Here is a 20003-nt window from a genome sequence, read left to right on the forward strand (position 1 = left end):
CAGGGCCGGTACGGCAGTCGCCTCTTCAACTTACGGCATGGGACGCTTCGACATGCCGCGGCAGGGTGATGCGAAAACGGGTGCCGCGCTGTGTTTCCGGGTCGGCCGGGCTGTCGATATCAATCTGGCCATAATGCTCTTCAATGATCGAATAGACCAGCGCAAGGCCCAGGCCAGTGCCTTCACCTGGATCCTTGGTGGTGAAGAACGGCTCGAACAGGCGGTCCTGAATGTCCTTGGGAATGCCGCTGCCCTCGTCTTCCACCGTCAGGTACACGGTCTGCTCGGCAACTTCGCTGCTGATGCGGATCACGCCCCCTTGCGGCGACGCGTCGCGGGCATTGGACAGCAGGTTGATCAGCACCTGGGCGAGGCGTTGCGGGTCGCCCTCGGCGAAATGCGTCGGATCGCAGATATTGATGAACCGTACCTCGGTGCGATTGCGGTTGAGCGAGAGCAGGCCGATGGCGTCCTGCGTCACCTGCGCCAGGCTAACGGGATAGAGCTGGTGCTGTCGCTCGCCGGCATGGGCGAAGCTCATCAGCGATTGCACGATGCGCGATACGCGTTTGGTCTGCTCGATGATCTGGCCGCTGATCTCGACGATCTCGCCGTCGCCTTCGCGTTCGTCTCGCAGGTTCTGCGCCAGACAGGCGATGCCGGTAATGGGGTTGCCAATCTCGTGCGCCACCCCGGCCGCCAGGCGGCCGATGCTGGCCAGGCGCTCGGAGTGCACCAGGCGGTCTTCCAGCTGCTGGGTTTCGGTCAGGTCTTCGACCAGTAACACCAGGCCGCTGTTGCCTGGGGCCAGCGGCTCGGCGATGGCCGCCTTGTGCAGGTTAAGGCAGCGGCGATGGCCGTTGTGCGCCAGGCGCTGCTTGTGCAGGTGCTCGTCGGCTTGCTCGATGAAGTCGCTGAGCAGGCTGCGCCAGGGTTCGGCAATGGTCGACAGGCGCGAGCCCACGACCTGCAGCGCAGGTATTTCGGTGAGTTCCTCGAGTGCGCGGTTCCACATGAGGATTTCCTGATCCTTGGCCAGCGAGCAGACGCCCATCGGCAGCTCCTGCAAGGTCTGCCGGTGATAGCGGCGCAGCGCGTCGAGCTCGGCGGCCAGGCCGGTCAGGCGCGAGTGGTACTCCTCGAGACGGCTCTCGATGAAGTGGATGTCCTCGGTGATGTAGCCCTCGGCGCCGTTCTTGTACGGCAGGAAGTTCTCGACGATGTCCTGGGCCACGCTGGGGCCCATCAGGCCCGACAGGTTGGCTTCGATGCGGTCACGTAGACGGCGCAGTGCATAGGGGCGGTGCTCGTCGAAGGGCAGTTGCAGATCGCGCAGCGCCTGCTCCACTTCGCGCTGGGCGGTCTTGGCCCCCAACGGTTTGGCCAGCTGGGTGGCAAATTCCTGCGGTGAGGCCGCCATCAGCTCGCGCCGTTGCGGGCGCCGCACGTTTTCCACTGCGCAGGCTTCGGCGGCGCTCTGCTCCTCGGGACTGGTTTCGGTGAAGATCGAGAACAGCGAAAACGCCAGCACGTTGACCGCCAGCGAGGCGATCGCTGCGAGGTGCCAGCTGGTGTCATCCAGCACATAGACGACGTTGAACAGCGGTATATAAAAGCCATCCAGGTTGCCCACCAGCGGCAACAGCATGGTCACCACCCAGACGCCGATGCCACCCAGCAGGCCGGCGATGTAGCCGCGGCGGTTGGCAGTCGGCCAGTAGAGCACCGACAGCACGCCGGGGAGGAACTGCAGGGTGGCGACGAAGGCAACGATGCCGAGGTTGGACAGGTCCTGCTCGGCGCCCAGCAGCAGGTAGAAACCGTAGCCGGCCATGATGATCGCGAAGATCAGGCTGCGCCGCGTCCACTTCAGCCAGCGGTAGATGTTGCCCTCACTGGACGGTTGATAGAGCGGCAACACCAGATGGTTGAGCGCCATGCCGGACAGCGCCAGCGTGCTGACGATGATCAGCCCGCTGGATGCCGACAGTCCGCCGACAAAAGCCAGCAGCGCGAGGGTCTCGCTCTGTGCGGCGAGCCCCAGGCCAAGGGTGAAGTATTCTGGGTTGGTGCTCACACCCAGCTTCAGTCCGGCCCAGAGAATCAGCGGCACGGCCAGGCTCATCAGTAGCAGGTACAGCGGCAACCCCCAGCTGGCGCTGACCAGTCCGCGTGGGTTGAGGTTCTCGGTAAAGGTCATGTGGTACATGTGCGGCATCACGATCGCCGAGGCGAAGAACACCAGCAGAAGCGTACGCCAGGGGCCTTCCTGCAGCGGCGTGTGCAGCGCCTGCAGCGCCGACTGGTTCTGCAGCAGCCAGATCTCCAGCTGATGCGGGCCGCCGAATACGACATACAGGGCGTAAAGGCCGATGGCACCGAAGGTCACCAGCTTGACGATCGATTCGAAGGCGATGGCGAACACCAGGCCTTCGTGCTTTTCCCGCGTGGCGATGTGGCGGGCACCGAAGAGGATGGTGAACAGCATGATCATCAGGCAGTAGCCCAGCGCCACACGCTCCTGCAGCGGCTCCAGAGTGAGGATGCCGATGGCATCGGCCACCGCCTGGATCTGCAGCGCCAGCAGCGGCAACATGCCGATCAGCATGACGATGGTGGTCAGCGCGCCGCTCCAGGTGCTGCGGAAACGGAAGGCGACCAGATCAGCCAGCGATGACAGCTGATAGGTGCGGGTGATGCGCAGGATCGGGTAGAGCAGCACCGGTGCCAGCAGAAAGGCGCCGCAGACGCCCAGATAGGTGGCGAGAAAGCCGTAACCGTACTGATAGGCCAGGCCCACGGTGCCATAGAAGGCCCAGGCGCTGGCGTAGACCCCGAGCGAGAGGGTGTAGGTCAGCGGGTGGCGGATGATCCAGCGCGGAATCAGGCCGCGTTCGCTGACCCAGGCGACGCCGAACAGCATGAACAGGTAGGCGGCGCTGATCAGGATCAGGTGGCTCAGGCTAAAGCTCGTCTGCATCACGCTGGCTCTGGAGAATAAAGGTCACCACGATCAGGATCAGCCACAGCACGTAGGGCCGATACCAGGCACCGTTGGGGTCGATCCACCAGTCCATGATGGCGGGGGAGAACAGATAGATCCCCACTACCAGGAGCAGCACCAGTCGGTAGATATACATGCCGGGTCTCGTGTCGGAAGTGAGGCGATGGTAGAGCAGCGGCACGTTGCAAGCCACCAGCGGAGGGTAAAACGGCCTTGTGTGCCGCCTTGTTGCTTCCGACGACTCAGCGCAGCTGCGCTTCCGCCAGTGTCCGGGTGCGCGGGATGCGATCGGCGTTCCAGTGCCTTGTCGCCCAGGTGAGGATTTCGCCCGGTAGGGCGTCGCTCAGCGCCTCTGCAGGCTGCTGGCCCAGCGCGCGTAATGCTCGCAGCAGCAGCGGACTGGCCTCGTGGGGCTGCAATGGCGGCGAACGGTAGCTTTTGCCCAGCTTGTGCCCATCGGGCTGGATGATCAGCGGCAGGTGCAGATAGCGCGGCTGCGGCACGCCGAGCACTTCCTGCAGGTAGAGCTGGCGCGGCGTGGAGTCGAGCAGATCGGCACCGCGCACGACGTCGGTTACCCCCTGCCAGGCGTCATCCAGCACCACCGCCAGTTGGTAGGCGATCAAACCGTCGCGGCGACGGATCACGAAGTCACCGACCTCGCGCCCCAGGTGCTGGCGGAATTCGCCCTGCACACGGTCGGTGAAGCCGTATTCGCGTTCAGGTACGCGCAGGCGGATGGCGGCATCGTCGAGGCCGTTCGCGGCCGTGCGGCAAAATCCCGGGTAGGGGCCCGGATAGCCTTCGAGCTGCTTGCGCGAGCAGGTACAGGCGTACGCCAGGCCTTCGTCCAGCAGGCGTTCGATGGCGGCGCCGTAGGCGGCCTGACGCTCGCTCTGGCGCAACATCTCGCCGTCCCATTCGAAGCCGTAGCTCGACAGCGTATCGACGATTGCCTTCTGCGCGCCGGGCATTTCCCGCGGTGGGTCGATGTCCTCCATGCGCAGCAGCCAACGACCGCCGACCGCGCGGGCGTCGAGATAGGAAGCAAGGGCGGCGACCAGTGAGCCGAAGTGCAGATAGCCGCTGGGCGTCGGGGCAAAACGGCCGACGTAGCGATCGGACTGAGCAGGAGTGGCAGATGGCATGGCAGAGCCGGCGCGATCAGGGATGGCGGGGCGGATGAAGCGAAGCAGAGCGGAAATGAAGCGGGGCGCCGAAGCGCCCCGTCCGGGATCAGGAACCGATCTGCTTTTCCTTGATCTCCGCCAGCGTCTTGCAGTCGATGCAGAGCGTAGCGGTGGGGCGGGCTTCCAGTCGGCGGATACCGATCTCGACGCCACAGGAATCGCACCAGCCGTATTCGTTGTCTTCGATCAGCTGCAGCGTTTCGTCGATCTTCTTGATCAGCTTGCGCTCGCGGTCGCGGGCGCGCAGTTCCAGGCTGAACTCTTCTTCCTGACTGGCGCGGTCGGCCGGGTCAGGGAAATTGGCAGCCTCGTCCTGCATGTGGTGCACGGTGCGATCGACCTCTTCCATCAGCTCCTGTTTCCACTTGTTCAGGATGCCAGTGAAATGGGCGCGCATCTTGTCGCTCATGTATTCCTCGCCCTTGCTTTCCTTATAGGGCTCGAAGGCGCGAATCAGTTGCTTGCTCGACGGTGTTTCTTTGGTAATGGGCATGGATGAACGCCTCTCGCTATGTCCATTGCGCAGGATGATTTGTCCCTTGCCGGCCCGTGCCGGCCCTGCGGCTGCAAGCGGGCGAACTTACCAGATCGGATCGGGGTGCGCTACTCCCGAATCCAACAGTAACTGCAGCGGTATCGGGACCTTGGGTAGAATTCACGTTTCGTTCTCAACAGGAAGGTCAGATGACCTCGTCATACAGCGCGCGCAGCCGCGCAATCGAACCTTTTCACGTCATGGCGCTTTTGGAGCGGGCGAACCAGCTGCAAGTTCAAGGCCACGACGTTATTCATCTGGAAATCGGTGAGCCGGATTTCACTACCGCCGCGCCCATCGTGGCCGCAGGGCAAGCCGCGCTGGCTGCGGGGCACACGCGCTACACGCCTGCTCGCGGTCTGCCACGGCTGCGCGAAGCGATCGCCGGCTTTTATGCGCAGCGCTATGGATTATCCGTTGACCCCGAACGCATCCTGATTACGCCCGGTGGCTCCGGCGCATTGCTGCTTGCTGCCAGCCTGCTGGTGGATCCCGGCAAGCACTGGCTGCTCGCCGACCCCGGCTATCCTTGCAACCGGCATTTTCTAAGGCTGGTGGAAGGTGCTGCGCAACTGGTGCCAGTCGGCCCCGACGTGCGCTACCAGCTGACCCCCGAGCTGGTCGAGCGTTACTGGGACCGTGACAGCGTCGGTGCGCTGGTCGCGTCGCCAGCCAATCCGACAGGCACGCTGCTGGAGCGTGACGAACTGGCCGGGTTGTCCGCTGCGCTGAAAGCGCGCGGTGGTCATCTGGTGGTCGATGAGATCTACCACGGACTGACCTACGGCGTGGACGCGGCCAGCGTGCTGGAAGTCGATGATGACGCCTTCGTATTGAACAGCTTCTCCAAGTATTTCGGCATGACCGGCTGGCGCCTGGGCTGGCTGGTGGCGCCACCGGCTGCGGTTCCGGAGCTGGAGAAGCTCGCGCAGAACCTCTATATCAGTGCGCCGAGCATGGCTCAGCACGCGGCCCTGGCCTGTTTCGAGCCCGCAACGCTGGATATTCTCGAGGCGCGCCGTGGCGAGTTCGCCCGCCGGCGCGATTTCCTCTTGCCGGCCTTGCGCGAGCTGGGCTTCGGTATCGCGGTCGAGCCGCAAGGTGCGTTCTATCTGTACGCCGACATCAGCGCCTTTGGCGGCGATGCCTACGCGTTCTGTCAGCACATGCTGGAAACGGAGTTTGTCGCGATCACCCCGGGACTGGACTTTGGCCGCTTTCAGGCCGGGCATCACGTGCGCTTCGCCTATACCCAGAACCTGCCGCGCCTGCAGCAGGCAGTCGAGCGTATCGCCCGCGGCCTGCGCAGCTGGCAAGCCTGATGCGTTTTGCGCAGCCACTGGAGCAGGGGCGACTGGTCAGGCGCTACAAGCGTTTTCTCGCCGACATCGTCACGGACGAGGGCGAAGCGCTGTGCATCCACTGCCCAAACACCGGCTCTATGCTCAACTGCATGAGCGAGGGTGCGCGGGTGTGGTTCCAGCGCAGCAGCGATCCACGGCGCAAATTGCCGGGCACCTGGGAACTGGTCGAGACGCCGCAGGGGCGGTTGGCGTGCGTGAACACGGCGCGCGCCAATCCGCTGATCGAGGAGGCGCTGCTGAACGGGCAGATCGCCGAGCTGGCAGGCTTCACGGCGCTCAAGCGTGAAGTGGCCTACGGAGTGGAGAACAGCCGGGTGGATTTTCGCCTCGATTATGGCGGCACTGCCGCATTCGTCGAGGTCAAGAGCGTCACGCTCGGGTTCGCTGACACGGCGGTTGCGGCATTTCCGGATGCGGTGACCACGCGCGGCGCCAGGCACTTGCGTGAACTGGCGGCCTTGGCGCGTGCGGGAGTGCGTGCCGTACAGCTTTACTGCGTCAATCTCAGCGACATCGAGGCGGTTCGGCCCGCGCAAGAGATCGACCCGGTATATGCGGCCGCCTTGCGGGATGCGGTGGCGGCTGGGGTGGAAGTGCTCGCGTACGGCGTCGATCTGTCGCCCGCCGAGCTACGCATCGGTGGCCGATTGCCGGTATTGCTGTGAGTTGCCATGAACGGCACCGCGATAAATTTTTGTGCGCCACTGGGGAACAAAGTGCCTTTCGTCTGGCCTCAACGAGGCTGGAAACCACAACCATCACGCACGGGAAGGCTCTGCTCCGCCGTTTTGTTACGGCGTAATGACGCGATCCAGCCGGTTTCGATGGTTTTTTTGGGCGGCACCGCGACCTGCGCGCGCGGCGTCGTGGACAGACTTGATTTCGCACGTTCGCCTTGCTGCGGGCGTCATCGATGAGGCGACAAAGAATGCGAATCCTCGTTTGCGGTGCCGGTGGCCAGGTCGGTCGAGAGCTGGTTGAGCGAGCGGCAAGTTTTGGCTTGGAAGTGCTGGCGCCGGCTCGGGCGCAGCTCGACATTGCCAGACCGGAGCAGGTTGCAGCGGCGATGCAGCAACGCCCCGGGCTGATCATCAATGCGGCGGCTTATACCCATGTGGACAACGCGGAATCCCACGGCGACCAGGCCTATGCGGTCAACCGGGATGGTGCGCGTAATCTCGCCGAGGCCGCCGAGCGTGCCGGTATTCCGCTGTTTCATATCTCTACCGACTACGTGTTCTCTGGGGAAGCCGACCACCCGTATCTCGAGAGCGATGAAACGGGGCCGACCGGCGTCTACGGTGCGAGCAAGCTGGCCGGTGAGGAGGCGATCCGCGCCTGCCTGCCGGCTCATCTGATCCTGCGTACCAGTTGGGTCTATGGCGTGCATGGGCACAATTTCGTCAAGACCATGTTGCGGCTCGCTCGGCAGCGCGACGCGCTCGGTGTGGTGAGCGATCAGATTGGCTGCCCGACCGAGGCAGGTGCGATCGCTTCGGTATTGTTGGAACTGGCTCGACGTTATGCCGCCGGTGCCAGGCTCGCTTGGGGGGTGTACCACTACAGCGGCGTACCGGCCTGCTCATGGTACGACTTCGCCGTCGAGATATTCCGCCAGGGCGAAGCAGCCGGCCTGATTGCACGGCAGCCGAGCGTTTCGCCGATCGCGACCGCGCAATACCCAACGCCTGCTCGCCGACCGGCCTGGTCGGTGCTCGATTGCAGTCGCTTCGAGTCGACGTTCGGCATCACGCCCCACACCTGGCAGGACGACCTGGGCGAGGTCATTGCTGTCCTGCGCCGGCAGGAACAACGCCCCGCCGCGCGCGAAAGAACCTTTCGCGCCTGATGCGACTGTTACGGTGGCCGCCTGGCCGCCGTGCGATTGCTCCAGTCACCGGTGTATTCTTGCGCCCCCGCGCCTGGGCGCGGCCTGACGTTCGGCTCTAGGGAGAGGCGCAGCATGGTGGTGGTGTTGGCAATCCTGCCGATCTTCGGTCTGATTTCGCTCGGTTATCTGTTCGGCTGGCGCCAATGGTTGGGCAACGAGGGTGCCGCCGGATTGGCTAGCGTCACCTTCAAACTGTTCATGCCTGCGGTGCTCTTCAGCGGAATTGCCCGTGCCGAGCTGAGCGACGGCATGTCGCCGATGCTTCTGCTGGCCTACTTTGTGCCGGTTCTGCTGGTCTTCCTGCTGGTCAACGCGGTTGCCCATCACCGGGCTGGACGGGCTACGCCGTTGGGCCTGACCGCTGCCTATTCAAACAATGTGCTGGTCGGTATCCCGCTGGTGACGACGTTGCTTGGCGCAGAAAGCCTGGTCTACGTCTTCGCCATCCTGGTGTTCCACAGCCTGGTGCTGTTCTCGTTGCAGAGCTTCTATGCGGCGCTGGGCGACGGCGACAAGGTAAGCGTGCCGGCGCTGCTGAAGAATCTGGCGAACCCGCTGATCATCGGCCTGCTGCTGGGTGCGTTGCTGAATGTCTCCGGCCTGGAGCTGCCCGAGCCACTGTGGCGCGTCGCCGGATGGCTGGCTCAAGCGGCACTGCCCTGCGCACTGATGGTGCTGGGTATCAGTCTGTCGCGTTACCGGTTGCGACCCAGCGGCTCGGTATTGCTGCTGACGCTGATCAAGCTGGCGCTGTTCCCGGCGCTGGTCTGGTGGTTAAGCGGTTTGCTGCCGGGGCTGAATGCGGACGCACGCCATGTGCTGGTGCTGCTGGCGGCCTGCCCGAGCGGAGTGAATGTGCTGGCCTTCGTCAAGCATTCGGAGGACACGCGGGCGGTGAGTTCGACGGTTTTTCTGTCCACGCTGATGGCGGTCATCAGCCTGCCGCTCTGGATGCTGCTGGCGTCCGGCTGATTGCGCATTTTTCGTTGCCAGCGGGCGGACTCTCGCCGTTCGCATGTCGGGTTCTGTCGAACGCCCCCGGGCCGGGGGTGTCACAAAATCACAGACTTTGGAAAACGGGAGAGAACAGCATGCTGAAATTCATCGGCGGGACCGCGGGCATCATCTTCATCATCGGCCTGATCGTGGTGATCGGGATATTCAAGCTGCTGTTCTGACCAGACAGGAGCAAAAAAAGGGCTGCCGATTCGCGTCGGGCAGCCCTTTTTCATGCGCGATCTTGCGTGCGGCTATTTGCTGCGGCTCTGTTCTTGCGCACCGGCCATGATGTCTTCCAGGCGCAAGCCGGTCAGGCCGTGGATGGTGCGCCAGAGGTAATAGAAGATCGCCATCATCATCAGCATGCTGGGAATCGCGATCATCGGATAGCTGAGCAGGGTCATACGTCCGAGTTCGGCGTTGAACGCCTCGCTGCCGGCCGGACTGTTGACGATCCACTTGGCCAGTACGTAATTCATGAACGACGAGAAGAAGAAGGTGCCGCTGAGCAGGTAGGTCGCACGCAGCAGGCGCGTCTCGAAATGCTCGACCTGACCGTTGTGCTCGAGCTGTTCGTGAATCTTGTCCACGTTGAGCACCTTCGGGTTGTACAGCAAGGTGCGAATCAGCGGATAACGAGTGCGGGTCGAGGCCAGTACGGCGATGCCGATGATGCCTGGCACGGCGGCTTCCTTGACTGCCAGCCATTGGGTATCCAGCTGCAGCAGACCGATGCCGCCGGTCAGCAACACGCTGATCAGGCCGAGCAGGGCGATCCAGTTGAACTTGCGGTATTTGGCCAGCTCCCATAGCCCCCAGCCCAGCGGGAATGCGAGGGCGACCAGCAGTGCGCCGTCGGCACCAAGGCGTTCTTCGCCACTTAGCTTCATCAGGATCAGCGAGGGGAGCACGATACTGACGGCCAGGTCGATCAGCGGGCGCGGTTTGTGTTCGGCGTGAGTGTGGGTGGTATCGGTCATGACATCGGGTTGGTCTGAAGAGGGCTGCATGATCGCCTGTGTGGCGTCCGTTCGCCAGACCATCTTCGTCGGACTGGGCGTTACATGCGTTTATTCTGCTGTTCGTAAGCCTTCAGCGCCGCTGCATGGCGGCCCGTCGCTCGCGCCATTGGTCGTGTTCGAATACCAGCACGATCAACATGGCCAGAGCGAACGGTAACAGCAGATAGAACCCGCGAAAGACAATCAGCGCCGCCAGCACATCGACTGTGGGTAGCTCCGGAAGTGCGGCAAGAAACGTCAGCTCCAGTACGCCCAGCCCGCCGGGAGCGTGTGACAGCAGAGCCAGTGAAAACGAAGCGAGGAATACGCCGAGTATCGTCAGATAGCCTGGATTGCTCTCCGCCGGAAGCGCGAAGTAGATGATCGCCGCTGCGCAGAGCAGCTCCAGGGGGCCAGCCAGCAGCTGCCGGCCGACGATCGGCAGCCGGGGATACTCGATGTGCCATTTGCCCAGGCGCCAAGGGGCCAATTGCCGCCAGGCGCCGAAGACATACAGCGCAATCAGCATGAGCAGCCCTGAGCCGAGGGCGAACGACACCCAGCGGGCGCTGTGGACGATGCGGTCCAGCAGTTGCGGTTTGAGGATCAGAGCGACACCTGCGGCCAACAGCACCCCCAGCGCGAACGTCAGGGAACAGAAGACGATGAGGATGCCGATTTCCTGGGGCGTGAGCCCCTTGCTGCGGTAGGCGCGGTAGCGTACCAGCGCGCCGGAGAAAACCGATGCGCCGATGTTGTGGGCCAGGGCATAGGTGGTGAACGAGCAGAGGGCGATGAACCACCAGGAGATCTGCTTGCCCAGGTGCGCCATGGCGATGCGGTCGTACCAGGCCAGTGCGACATAGGCACCCAGGGTCGACAGGGCAGCCAACAGCCAGCCGCCGGCACCGATCGCGTGCAAGCTGTCGGTGAGTTCGGCAAGCGAGATATTGCGCACCTCGTGGTACAGCAGATAGCCGGACAGCAGCACAGCCGAGATCCCGATCAGGGTCCAGGCGACGTCGCTCCTCTTCATCATTGCTTGGCTCCATGGAGAGTGTGCAGAACGAACCTGCTCGGCGCCGGCGCACGCCGGTCGTCCTGATTCGCCGCCAGGGCTAATAACCTCCGCCCTGTTTCGACTCGTCCAGATAATCGGCAGCAACCGGCCGGCTTTGTTCAGTTTTCCGGCTCTCGGGGCATCCTCGCGGCAACGCTCGAAACACTGAGCTGTCGACTGCAGACCTGGCTAACTGTGGAGTACGCCGATGACCGACATTCCCCGTGACGAACACCTCGAAAGCTCGCTGGCGTTGCTTGGTGAAGGCTACCCCTTCATTCGCGACCGTTGCCGGCGCTTGCATAGCAACGTCTTCCAGGCGCGCCTGCTGATGCAGAACACCGTCTGCATGAGTGGCGAAGAAGCGGCGCGGCTGTTCTATGACGAACGCTACCTGCAACGGGAGAAGGCGATGCCGCGCATGCTGAAAAAGACCTTGATCGGCGAGGGTGGCGTTCAGGGGCTGGACGGCGAGGCGCATCGGCATCGCAAGCGCATGTTCTTGCAGCTGCTGGATACCGCTGCCGTCGAAGAGGTGGCGCAGCTGACCGAGCAGGTCTGGCGCCGCGCCATCGGTGAATGGCAGGCGCGCAGTGAAATCGAGCTGATGAGCGAGGTGCAGACGATTCTTGCTGACAGCGTTTGCCGGTGGGCCGGTGTACCGCTGTCGTCGGCGGAATTGCCTGAGCGGCGTAACCAGTTGGTGGCCATGATCGACGGCGCGGGCGGGATCGGCGCCCGGCACTGGGCGGCGCGCAAGGCCCGGCGCGAAGCGGAAGCCTGGTTGCAGCCGTTGATCGAACAGGCCCGCTCGGGTGGGCTCGAAGCCGGCCCGGCGACTGCGCTCATGGTCGCCGCCCACCACCGAGACCTGGATGGGGCGCTTCTCGACAGTCGGGTAGCGGCAGTCGAGTTGCTCAACTTGCTGCGCCCGACCGTGGCGGTCTCCTATTTCATCATCTACGGTGCGCTGGAGTTGCTGGCACATCCCCGGTGGCGCGCGCGTTTGCGCAGCGACGATGCCATGCTCGAGCCCTTCGCGCAGGAGGTGCGGCGCATTCATGCGTTCTTCCCGTTCAGCGCCGCACGGGTACGCGAGGGCTTCGACTGGCGGGGCTATCACTTTGCGGCGGGCACGCGGGTGATGCTCGATCTGTGGGGCACCAACAGGGATCCGAGCCACTGGAGTGAGCCCGACGCGTTTCAGCCTGAACGCTTCAAAAACTGGCAGGGCAATGCCTTCAGCTTCGTGACACAGGGTGGCGGTGATCCTGCCGAGGGGCATCGTTGTCCGGGTGAACAACTGGCCATCGAACTGCTCAAGGTCGCGTTGCGCATGCTGACCCGCGAGATGGAATACGCGGTGCCAGCACAGGATCTGCGCATCGACCTGTCACGCATGCCGGCGAAGCCCGAGAGTGGCCTGGTGATCAGCGATGTGAGGCCGCTAGCCGGCTGATGACTGCAGGCCAGTCGGTCAGTCGACGCTTTCGGCCTGCTTGACCCGGACCCAGTGGTCGATCAGCTCACGCAGGTGCGACAGCTCAACCGGCTTGGCCATATGGCCATCCATGCCGGCTTCGCGAGCCCGTTCGCGGTGTTCGCTGAGGATGTGTGCAGTCAGCGCAACCACCGGCGTGCGGGGGCGCCCATTGCTGGCCTCCCACTCACGCAGCTGGTGGGTGGCCTGGAAGCCGTCGAGTACCGGCATTTCGCAGTCCATCAGAACCAGGTCGTATGGCTGGGCCTTGATGGCTTCCAGCGCTTCCTCCCCGTTGCAGGCGGTGTCCGGCTGCAGGTTCAGCTTGTTCAGCATGCCGCGGATGACCTTGGTGGAGATGCTGTTGTCTTCGGCTACCAGGATGCGGAAGTCGCTGGGAACCTCGAGCGGAACCGGGGGTGGCGACGTGACCGTGGGACGAAGTTGGTTGCTCTGCAGGCGCTGCGCCAGTTCATCGGCGAGCGTGGTCTTCAGCGTGTAGCCAGCGACCGGCTTGGCCAGGATGCGCTTGATGCCGGCGTTGCGCGCGATGATCTTGCTGGGAGCACTGCCCATGCCGGTAAGCATGATCAGCAGAATGTCATGGTTGAGGCTGGAGTCTTCCTTGATCTTGCTCGCCAGCTGCATGCCGGTCATGCCGGGCATGTCCTGGTCGAGCAGCACCACATCGAAGTATTCGCGCAGATGCGCCTTGGTCCGTAGCAGGGCCAGTGCTTCTTTGCCTGAGGCAACGGCACTGACTTCCAGGCCCCAGGCGCTGCACTGCTGGACCAAAACCTTGCGGCAAGTGTCGTTGTCATCGACGATCAGCAGCCGCGTGCCCTGCAGAGGCCCGTCGAGATCGGCGTTGTTCTGCGCCAGCCCTTCGCTGGCCAGCGGCAGACTGATCCATAGCGTGTTGCCCTGGGTAGTACCCGTCTGGATGCCGAAATCACCGTCCATCAGCTGTACCAGCTGACGGGCAATGATCAGACCTAGGCGCCCGCCATGGCGCGTGGCCGCGAGGAAGTCGTGGCTGTCGACCGCGGCATTGAGCAGCGCATCGCGCTCGTAGGGCTCAAGCGGCCTGCCGCTGTCCTGTACGGTGATGCGCAGTCGAGGGTTGTCCTGTGGGCCGTCTACCGCTGCGATCAGCAGCACCTCGCCTTCGTCCGTCTGCTTGAAGGCGTTCTCCAGCAGGTTCAGCAGGGTCTGGCGCAGGCGCGTCGGGTCACCGGCTACCACTTGCGGCAGCTGTGGCTGGATGAAGCTGATCAGCTCGACTTTCTGCTGTTCGGCCTTGGCGCGGAAGATGCTCAGGCAGTCGTCGATCAGCGCATTGAAATCGAACTGCACATCATCGAGCTCGATCTGCCCGGACTCCAGCTTGGAGATGTCGAGAATCTCGTTGATCAGGTTGAGCAGCTCGTTGCCGGAGCTGTGGATGGTCTGGACGTAGTCGCGCTGCTTGGCCGAGAGCGACGTGCCGAGCAGCAGCTCGCTCATGCCCAGCACGCCATTCATCGGCGTGCGCAGTTCATGACTGATCTTCGACAGGAAGTCGGCCTTGGTTTTCAGTTCGGCGCTGGTGACCGCTTCGGCCGTGTACTGGGTGCGGCTGTCGCTCTGCAGCTGACGTTGCCGTTCGAGAAGCGCGAAGCTGAGCAGCAGGCCGCCGAGCGTGGCGAGGCTGAACAGCCCGCCAGTCAGCCAGCCCGGATCGAGCTGATCGAAGCCCAGCAACATTGGCATGAAGAACACCATGCCGCTGTTGAACAGCATCAGCCCGGCCACAACCAGGCGCGCCGGTTGGTAACCCTGGCGCCAGTGATAGAGCGCAACGAACAGCACGCTGAACGAGGCGACCAGCCCCATCGAATAGATCAGCCAGCTGTACCAGGGCCATTGGCCGAGCAGGATGCTGCCGGCCAGGGCCAGGATCAGATTGAACTCGATACCCAGCAGCCAGGTGATCCAGGTGCGACCACGGTGGTGGAAGAAGCCCAGCGTATAGCCGAGCAATGCAGTACTGGCCAGCAATGCGGCCAGATCGGCAATCAGCGGTTGACTATAGGTCAGCCCCGGCAGCCAGACTGCGAGTACGCCCAGGTTGGCTATGGCGCAGACCAGCAGCGCGCCGTGCAGCAGGCTCAGCCAGATGTGGGTGTAACTGAGCGTGTAGGCAAAACGCAGCAGGTTGTACACCATCAACAAGGCCAGTGCGCCGAACAGAGCGCCGAACAGGTAGGCCGGTTTGGTCTGGCTGACCAGGCCGCTGTCGTCGATGGTCTTGAACCAGGTCATCACCGGATGACTGGACTGCAGGCGGATATAGGCTTCCCGCGGCTGGCCATCATTCGGCAGGCTGAACAGGTAGGCGCGGTTGGGCAGAGGTCTGGCGCTGAGCGGCCGCAGTTCACCAGTGGCGGTGTGCTGCTCCAGTTGCCCATCGCGCAGCAGATAGAAATCCAGATACTGCACTCGAGGTGCAAACAGCCAGAGCCATTTGGGTTTGGTCAATGATGGCAGGCTTACCTGAAGCCAGACCGCGCGATTGCTCGCCGGGGCACTGTAGGAAAGCTTATCGAGCCGCTGGAACAGCGCGCGCTGAGACAGGACTTCGTCAAGCGTCAGCCCGCCGGATTGATCGATGAGGATTCGCCAATTCTGCGGCACCGAGTCAGCTTCGGCGAGGGCGGCAGAGGACGACGGCTGGGCAATGGCAGCCTGGGCCGACAGCGGGATCAGGTTGATCAGCAGCAGGCCGAAGATGACAGCGATGGCGATCCGGAGCCGACCCACTAGAGAAGTCCGTTCATGAGTGTGACGGCGGATTATAGCCATGCCGCCTTCGGCCTGTAATGCGTGCGGCGGCGATAAAACCTGGCGCCGCACGCATTCCTGGCGACTGACCGGGTTTAACCCTCGCCAAGCTCCCGGGCGATGGCGCGATAACCGATGTCCTTGCGATAGAAGCAGCCATTCCAGCGAATTTTTTCCGCCAGACGGTAGGCCTGCTGCTGCGCTTCCGAGACGGTTCGGCCGATGGCCGTTGCGCAGAGCACGCGGCCGCCGGCGGTGACGACCTGGCCCTGGGCGTTCAGTGCGGTGCCGGCATGGAACACCTTGCCATCCAGCTTGGCTGCATCGTCCAGCCCCTCGATCACATCACCCTTGGCGTAGTCGCCCGGGTAGCCGCCGGCTGCCAGTACCACACCCACCGTCGGGCGCGGATCCCAGGTGGCCTCGACCTTGTTCAGTGCCTTGGCCAGCGCAGCTTCGACCAGCAGCACCAGGGAGCTTTCCAGGCGGCACATGATCGGCTGGGTTTCCGGGTCGCCGAAGCGGCAGTTGAACTCGATGACCTTCGGCGCGCCGGCCTTGTCGATCATCAGGCCGGCATATAGGAAGCCGGTGTAGACGTTGCCTTCGGCAGCCATGCCGCGCACGGTCGGGTAGATCACCTCGTCCATCACGCGCTTGTGCACCTCGGCGGTGACCACCGGAGCCGGCGAATAGGCGCCCATGCCGCCGGTGTTCGGGCCGCTGTCGCCGTCGCCGACGCGCTTGTGGTCCTGGCTGGTCGCCATCGGCAGCACATGCTCGCCATCGACCATGACGATGAAGCTGGCTTCCTCGCCATCGAGGAACTCCTCGATCACCACACGGGCGCCGGCGTCGCCGAAGGCATTGCCGGAGAGCATGTCACGCACGGCGTCCTCGGCTTCTCCCAGAGTCATCGCCACGATCACGCCTTTGCCGGCGGCCAGGCCGTCGGCCTTGATGACGATCGGAGCGCCTTTCTCACGCAGGTAGGCCAGCGCCGGCTCGACCTCGGTGAAGTTCTGGTAGTCGGCAGTAGGAATCGCGTGACGAGCCAGGAAGTCCTTGGTGAAGGCCTTGGAACCCTCCAGCTGCGCAGCGGCAGCGGTAGGGCCGAAGATGTCCAGGCCGCGCGAGCGGAACAGATCGACCACGCCCTTCACCAGCGGTGCTTCCGGTCCGACGATGGTCAGCTGCACGTTGGCCGCGGCAAAGTCTGCCAGCTGCTCGATGGCCAGCACGTCGATGGCGACGTTCTCGCACTTGGCTTCAGTGGCGGTGCCGGCGTTGCCGGGGGCGACGTATACCTTGGCAACGCGCGGGTCCTGCGCGACCTTCCAGGCCAGGGCATGCTCGCGGCCGCCGCTGCCGATGATCAGTACGTTCATGTGTCTCTCCTGGGGGAGTGGCTTGCGGCCCATCGGTGGAAAACGCTGCGCGGTTTTCCACCCTACGAGTCCGGTGTCGGGCTGTGCCCGGCCTATTCAAATCTGTCGGGGCGCGATGAAGCGGCTGCATGCAAGGCGGCGGCTCGACGAGCGCAGTTGCCTGGATGGCAATGAGCATCGGCGAGTCCGCCGCCAACGCTGCAGACGGGCGCTTCAGTGCGGTCAATCCACCATCAGTGGCGGAAGTGGCGCATACCGGTGAACACCATGGCAATACCGGCTTCGTCGGCCGCGGCGATCACTTCGTTGTCGCGCATCGAGCCACCCGGCTGGATCACTGCGGTGATGCCGGCCTTGGCTGCGTTGTCTATGCCGTCGCGGAACGGGAAGAAGGCGTCCGAGGCCATCACCGCGCCGGGAACCGGCAGGCCGGCGTGTTCGGCCTTGATCGCGGCGATACGCGCGGAGTTGACGCGGCTCATCTGGCCGGCGCCGACACCAACGGTCTGGCGGTTCTTGGCGTAGACGATGGCGTTGGACTTGACGAACTTGGCCACTTTCCAGGCGAAGATCAGGTCGTGGATCTCCTGCTCGGTTGGCGCGCGCTGGGTGACGATCTTGAGGTCCGCTTCGCTGATCATGCCGATGTCGCGGCTCTGGATCAGCAGGCCGCCATTGACGCGCTTGTAGTCCCAGCCCGGGCTGCGCTCGGCCGGCCACTCGCCGCATTCGAGCAGTCGGACGTTGGCCTTGCTGGCGACCACATCGCGCGCGGCCTGAGAAACCTTGGGCGCGATGATCACCTCGACGAACTGACGCTCGACGATGGCCTGGGCGGTTTCGCCGTCCAGCTCGCGGTTGAAGGCGATGATGCCGCCGAAGGCCGACTCGCTGTCGGTGGCGTAGGCCAGGTCGTAGGCCTTGCGGATGCCGCCTTCGTCTTCCGGAACCACCGCGACGCCGCAGGGGTTGGCATGCTTGACGATCACGCAGGCCGGCTTGGTGAAGCTCTTCACGCATTCCAGCGCGGCGTCGGTGTCGGCGACGTTATTGAACGACAGCTCTTTGCCCTGCAGCTGCTTGGCAGTGGCGACGCAGGCTTCTTCCGGTTGGTCGACATAGAAGGCAGCTTGCTGGTGCGGGTTTTCACCGTAGCGCATGTCCTGCGCTTTGATGAACTGCATGTTGTAGGTACGCGGGAACAGGCTGCGATTTTCGGTGCTGAGCTGCTCGGTGCTCTGGTCGATGCCGCCGAGGTAGTTGGCGATCATACCGTCGTAGCCGGCAGTGTGCTCGAACGCCTTGAGCGCCAGGTCGAAGCGCTGGGCGTAGGTCAGCCCGCCGCTCTTCAGGTTGTCGACCACTGCCGCGTAGTCCTCGGCATTGACCACGATGGCGACGTCCTTGTGGTTCTTCGCCGCGCTGCGGACCATGGTCGGACCGCCGATGTCGATGTTCTCGATGGCGTCCGGCAGGGTGCAGCCGGGCTTGGCCACGGTGGCGGCGAACGGATAGAGGTTGACCGCCACCAGGTCGATCGGCGCGATGCCGTGCTCGGCCATCACCGCGCCATCCAGGTCGCGGCGGCCAAGGATGCCGCCGTGGATCTTCGGATGCAGGGTCTTCACCCGTCCGTCCATCATCTCCGGGAAGCCGGTGTAATCGGCCACTTCGACGGCAGCGATGCCGTTGTCACGCAACAGCTTGAAGGTGCCGCCGGTGGAGAGGATCTCGACCCCGAGGGCTTCGAGTTCGCGGGCGAAATCGACGACGCCGGTCTTGTCGGACACGCTGATCAGCGCGCGGCGCACGGGGAGGCGGGTGGTTTGGTCGGTCATTGACGTTTCCTAGAGGCTACAGGCTTGAGTCCGCGAAGCAGGCAGGTGCGGACAGCCGCGCCCGCCAGCTGTCGCGTCAGAGCAGGTCGTACTGTTTGAGTTTCTTGCGCAGGGTGCCGCGGTTCAGGCCCAGCAGTTCGGAAGCCTTGGTCTGGTTGCCCTTGACGTAGTGCATCACGGTTTCCAGCAGCGGCGCTTCCACTTCGGAGAGTACGAGGTTGTAAACGTCCGTGACGTCGGCACCTTCGAGGCGGGCGAAATAGTTGTGCAGCGCTTTCTCGACGCTGCCTCGCAGCGTCTGCCCCGCTTCGCTCGGCGTGTTCAGGTGCTGCTTGAGGTTCACGTTGTCACTCACGGATGTTGTTCCACTTACCAATGTTTCATTCAACAGCGTCATGCGGCCACCTCTGTTCCATCCACCGAGCCAGGCCCTGAGCGTTGTTCGGCAAAGAACTGCCGAATGCTGAAGCCCTGTGCATCCCTGTCTTCCAGATGATTGAAACGGGCACGGAAGTCCCTCGCGCCCGGTAGTGTTGCGAGATACCAACCCACGTGCTTGCGGGCGATACGGACTCCCATCACCTCGCCATAGAATTCATGCAGCGCCTGCACATGCTCCAGCAAGGTGGCTTCGATCTCTTCCAGCGTCGGCGCTGCCAGCAGCTCGCCGGTGCGCAGATAATGCTCCACTTCGCGAAAGATCCACGGGCGACCCTGCGCCGCACGTCCGATCAGCAGGCCGTCCACGCCGGTCGCCCGCAGAACCTGGGCGGCCTTTCGCGGCGAGTCGATATCACCATTGGCGAACACCGGGATCGAAACCGCCTGCTTGATGGCGGCGATGGTGTCGTACTCGGCCTCGCCGGTGTACAGGTCGGCGCGGGTCCGGCCATGAACGGCAAGTGCTGCAATGCCTGCCTGCTCGGCAATACGCGCGACGTTCAGGCCGTTCTTGTTCTGCCGATCCCAGCCGGTGCGGATCTTCAGTGTCACCGGAACGTCTACCGCGCCCACGACGGCGTCGAGGATCTCCCCAACCAGTCGCTCATCACGCATCAGTGCCGAGCCGGCCGCCTTGTTGCAGACCTTTTTCGCCGGGCAACCCATGTTGATGTCGATGATCTGCGCCCCTAGCTCGACGTTGCGCCGTGCGGCATCTGCCAGCATCTGCGGATCGCCACCGGCAATCTGCACCGAGCGCGGTTCGGGTTCGTCCGCATGGGGCATGCGCAGGCGCGATTTGCGGCTGTTCCACAAGCGCATGTCGCTGGTGAGCATTTCCGAGACCACCAGGGCCGCGCCGAAGCGGCGGCACAACTGGCGGAACGGCTGATCGGTCACGCCGGCCATGGGCGCGAGGATCAACGGATTGGTCAAGGTGTAGGGGCCGATGCGTACCGCTGACATGAAGATTCCCTGCTTGGGGCCTG

17 protein-coding genes are annotated in these 20003 nt (G+C 63.7%); 6 read left to right on the forward strand and 11 right to left on the reverse strand.

Annotated elements, in window-relative coordinates; all coding sequences use genetic code 11:
* Window positions 1-25: 25 nt before the first annotated feature.
* From EA798_RS04140 to dksA, 4 genes are all read right to left on the reverse strand, one after another.
* On the reverse strand, window positions 26-2980 hold the full coding sequence (locus EA798_RS04140) for a sensor histidine kinase (protein ID WP_122098135.1): 2955 nt from the start codon (window positions 2978-2980) through the stop codon (window positions 26-28).
* Window positions 2964-3140, reverse strand: coding sequence for a hypothetical protein (locus tag EA798_RS04145; protein WP_003284901.1), 177 nt, complete (start codon window positions 3138-3140; stop codon window positions 2964-2966). The genes EA798_RS04140 and EA798_RS04145 overlap by 17 nt, the downstream gene beginning before the upstream one ends.
* A gap of 106 nt (window positions 3141-3246) precedes the next feature.
* A complete protein-coding gene (gene gluQRS / locus EA798_RS04150; protein ID WP_122098136.1) occupies window positions 3247-4152 on the reverse strand; it encodes a tRNA glutamyl-Q(34) synthetase GluQRS in 906 nt (301 codons plus the stop codon).
* Window positions 4153-4240: 88 nt separating this feature from the next.
* Window positions 4241-4687 (reverse strand): RNA polymerase-binding protein DksA, encoded by a 447-nt coding sequence (gene dksA, locus EA798_RS04155; protein ID WP_003284903.1) that lies wholly within the window; start codon window positions 4685-4687, stop codon window positions 4241-4243.
* 191 nt (window positions 4688-4878) lie between these two features.
* Between dksA and EA798_RS04160 the strand changes: the two genes are divergently transcribed.
* From EA798_RS04160 to EA798_RS21055, 5 genes are all read left to right on the forward strand, one after another.
* Window positions 4879-6051: a pyridoxal phosphate-dependent aminotransferase gene (locus EA798_RS04160; RefSeq protein ID WP_122098137.1), complete on the forward strand. Its 1173-nt coding sequence runs from the start codon at window positions 4879-4881 to the stop codon at window positions 6049-6051.
* On the forward strand, window positions 6051-6758 hold the full coding sequence (gene sfsA / locus EA798_RS04165; RefSeq protein WP_122098138.1) for a DNA/RNA nuclease SfsA: 708 nt from the start codon (window positions 6051-6053) through the stop codon (window positions 6756-6758). Before EA798_RS04160 ends, sfsA begins: the two co-directional genes overlap by 1 nt.
* 263 nt (window positions 6759-7021) lie before the next feature.
* A complete protein-coding gene (gene rfbD, locus EA798_RS04170) occupies window positions 7022-7942 on the forward strand; it encodes a dTDP-4-dehydrorhamnose reductase (RefSeq protein WP_122098139.1) in 921 nt (306 codons plus the stop codon).
* A gap of 114 nt (window positions 7943-8056) precedes the next feature.
* Window positions 8057-8956, forward strand: coding sequence for an AEC family transporter (locus EA798_RS04175; RefSeq protein WP_106157750.1), 900 nt, complete (start codon window positions 8057-8059; stop codon window positions 8954-8956).
* A gap of 119 nt (window positions 8957-9075) precedes the next feature.
* Window positions 9076-9162, forward strand: a complete 87-nt coding sequence (locus EA798_RS21055; RefSeq protein ID WP_443977743.1) for a small membrane protein YohP — start codon at window positions 9076-9078, stop codon at window positions 9160-9162.
* A 72-nt stretch (window positions 9163-9234) separates the two neighbouring features.
* Here EA798_RS21055 and EA798_RS04180 read toward each other — a convergent pair whose 3' ends face one another.
* The gene (locus tag EA798_RS04180) at window positions 9235-9963 is read right to left on the reverse strand and encodes a VC0807 family protein (RefSeq protein WP_312956468.1); all 729 of its coding nucleotides are present in this window, start codon (window positions 9961-9963) and stop codon (window positions 9235-9237) included.
* 112 nt (window positions 9964-10075) lie between these two features.
* The gene (locus tag EA798_RS04185) at window positions 10076-11023 is read right to left on the reverse strand and encodes a lysylphosphatidylglycerol synthase transmembrane domain-containing protein (RefSeq protein WP_122098140.1); all 948 of its coding nucleotides are present in this window, start codon (window positions 11021-11023) and stop codon (window positions 10076-10078) included.
* A 229-nt stretch (window positions 11024-11252) separates the two neighbouring features.
* Here EA798_RS04185 and EA798_RS04190 point away from each other — a divergent pair, with 229 nt between their 5' ends.
* Window positions 11253-12503 carry a cytochrome P450 gene (locus tag EA798_RS04190; protein ID WP_122098141.1) on the forward strand — a complete coding sequence of 417 codons (1251 nt, stop codon included), beginning with the start codon at window positions 11253-11255 and terminating at the stop codon, window positions 12501-12503.
* Window positions 12504-12521: 18 nt separating this feature from the next.
* On the opposite strand, the gene EA798_RS04195 is transcribed toward EA798_RS04190, so the two are convergent.
* From EA798_RS04195 to dusB, 5 genes are all read right to left on the reverse strand, one after another.
* Complete coding sequence (locus tag EA798_RS04195) at window positions 12522-15326, reverse strand: hybrid sensor histidine kinase/response regulator (RefSeq protein WP_122098142.1); 2805 nt, start codon at window positions 15324-15326, stop codon at window positions 12522-12524.
* Between the two features lie 116 nt (window positions 15327-15442).
* Window positions 15443-16735, reverse strand: coding sequence for a phosphoribosylamine--glycine ligase (purD, locus tag EA798_RS04200; RefSeq protein WP_122098143.1), 1293 nt, complete (start codon window positions 16733-16735; stop codon window positions 15443-15445).
* A 233-nt stretch (window positions 16736-16968) separates the two neighbouring features.
* On the reverse strand, window positions 16969-18573 hold the full coding sequence (gene purH, locus EA798_RS04205) for a bifunctional phosphoribosylaminoimidazolecarboxamide formyltransferase/IMP cyclohydrolase (protein ID WP_122098144.1): 1605 nt from the start codon (window positions 18571-18573) through the stop codon (window positions 16969-16971).
* A gap of 76 nt (window positions 18574-18649) precedes the next feature.
* Complete coding sequence (fis, locus tag EA798_RS04210; protein ID WP_003279911.1) at window positions 18650-18970, reverse strand: DNA-binding transcriptional regulator Fis; 321 nt, start codon at window positions 18968-18970, stop codon at window positions 18650-18652.
* Window positions 18967-19980 carry a tRNA dihydrouridine synthase DusB gene (gene dusB, locus EA798_RS04215; RefSeq protein ID WP_122098145.1) on the reverse strand — a complete coding sequence of 338 codons (1014 nt, stop codon included), beginning with the start codon at window positions 19978-19980 and terminating at the stop codon, window positions 18967-18969. The genes fis and dusB overlap by 4 nt, the downstream gene beginning before the upstream one ends.
* Window positions 19981-20003 lie beyond the last annotated feature (23 nt).

This window comes from Pseudomonas songnenensis, assembly GCF_003696315.1.
In the GTDB taxonomy this organism is placed as follows: Bacteria; Pseudomonadota; Gammaproteobacteria; order Pseudomonadales; family Pseudomonadaceae; genus Stutzerimonas; species Stutzerimonas songnenensis.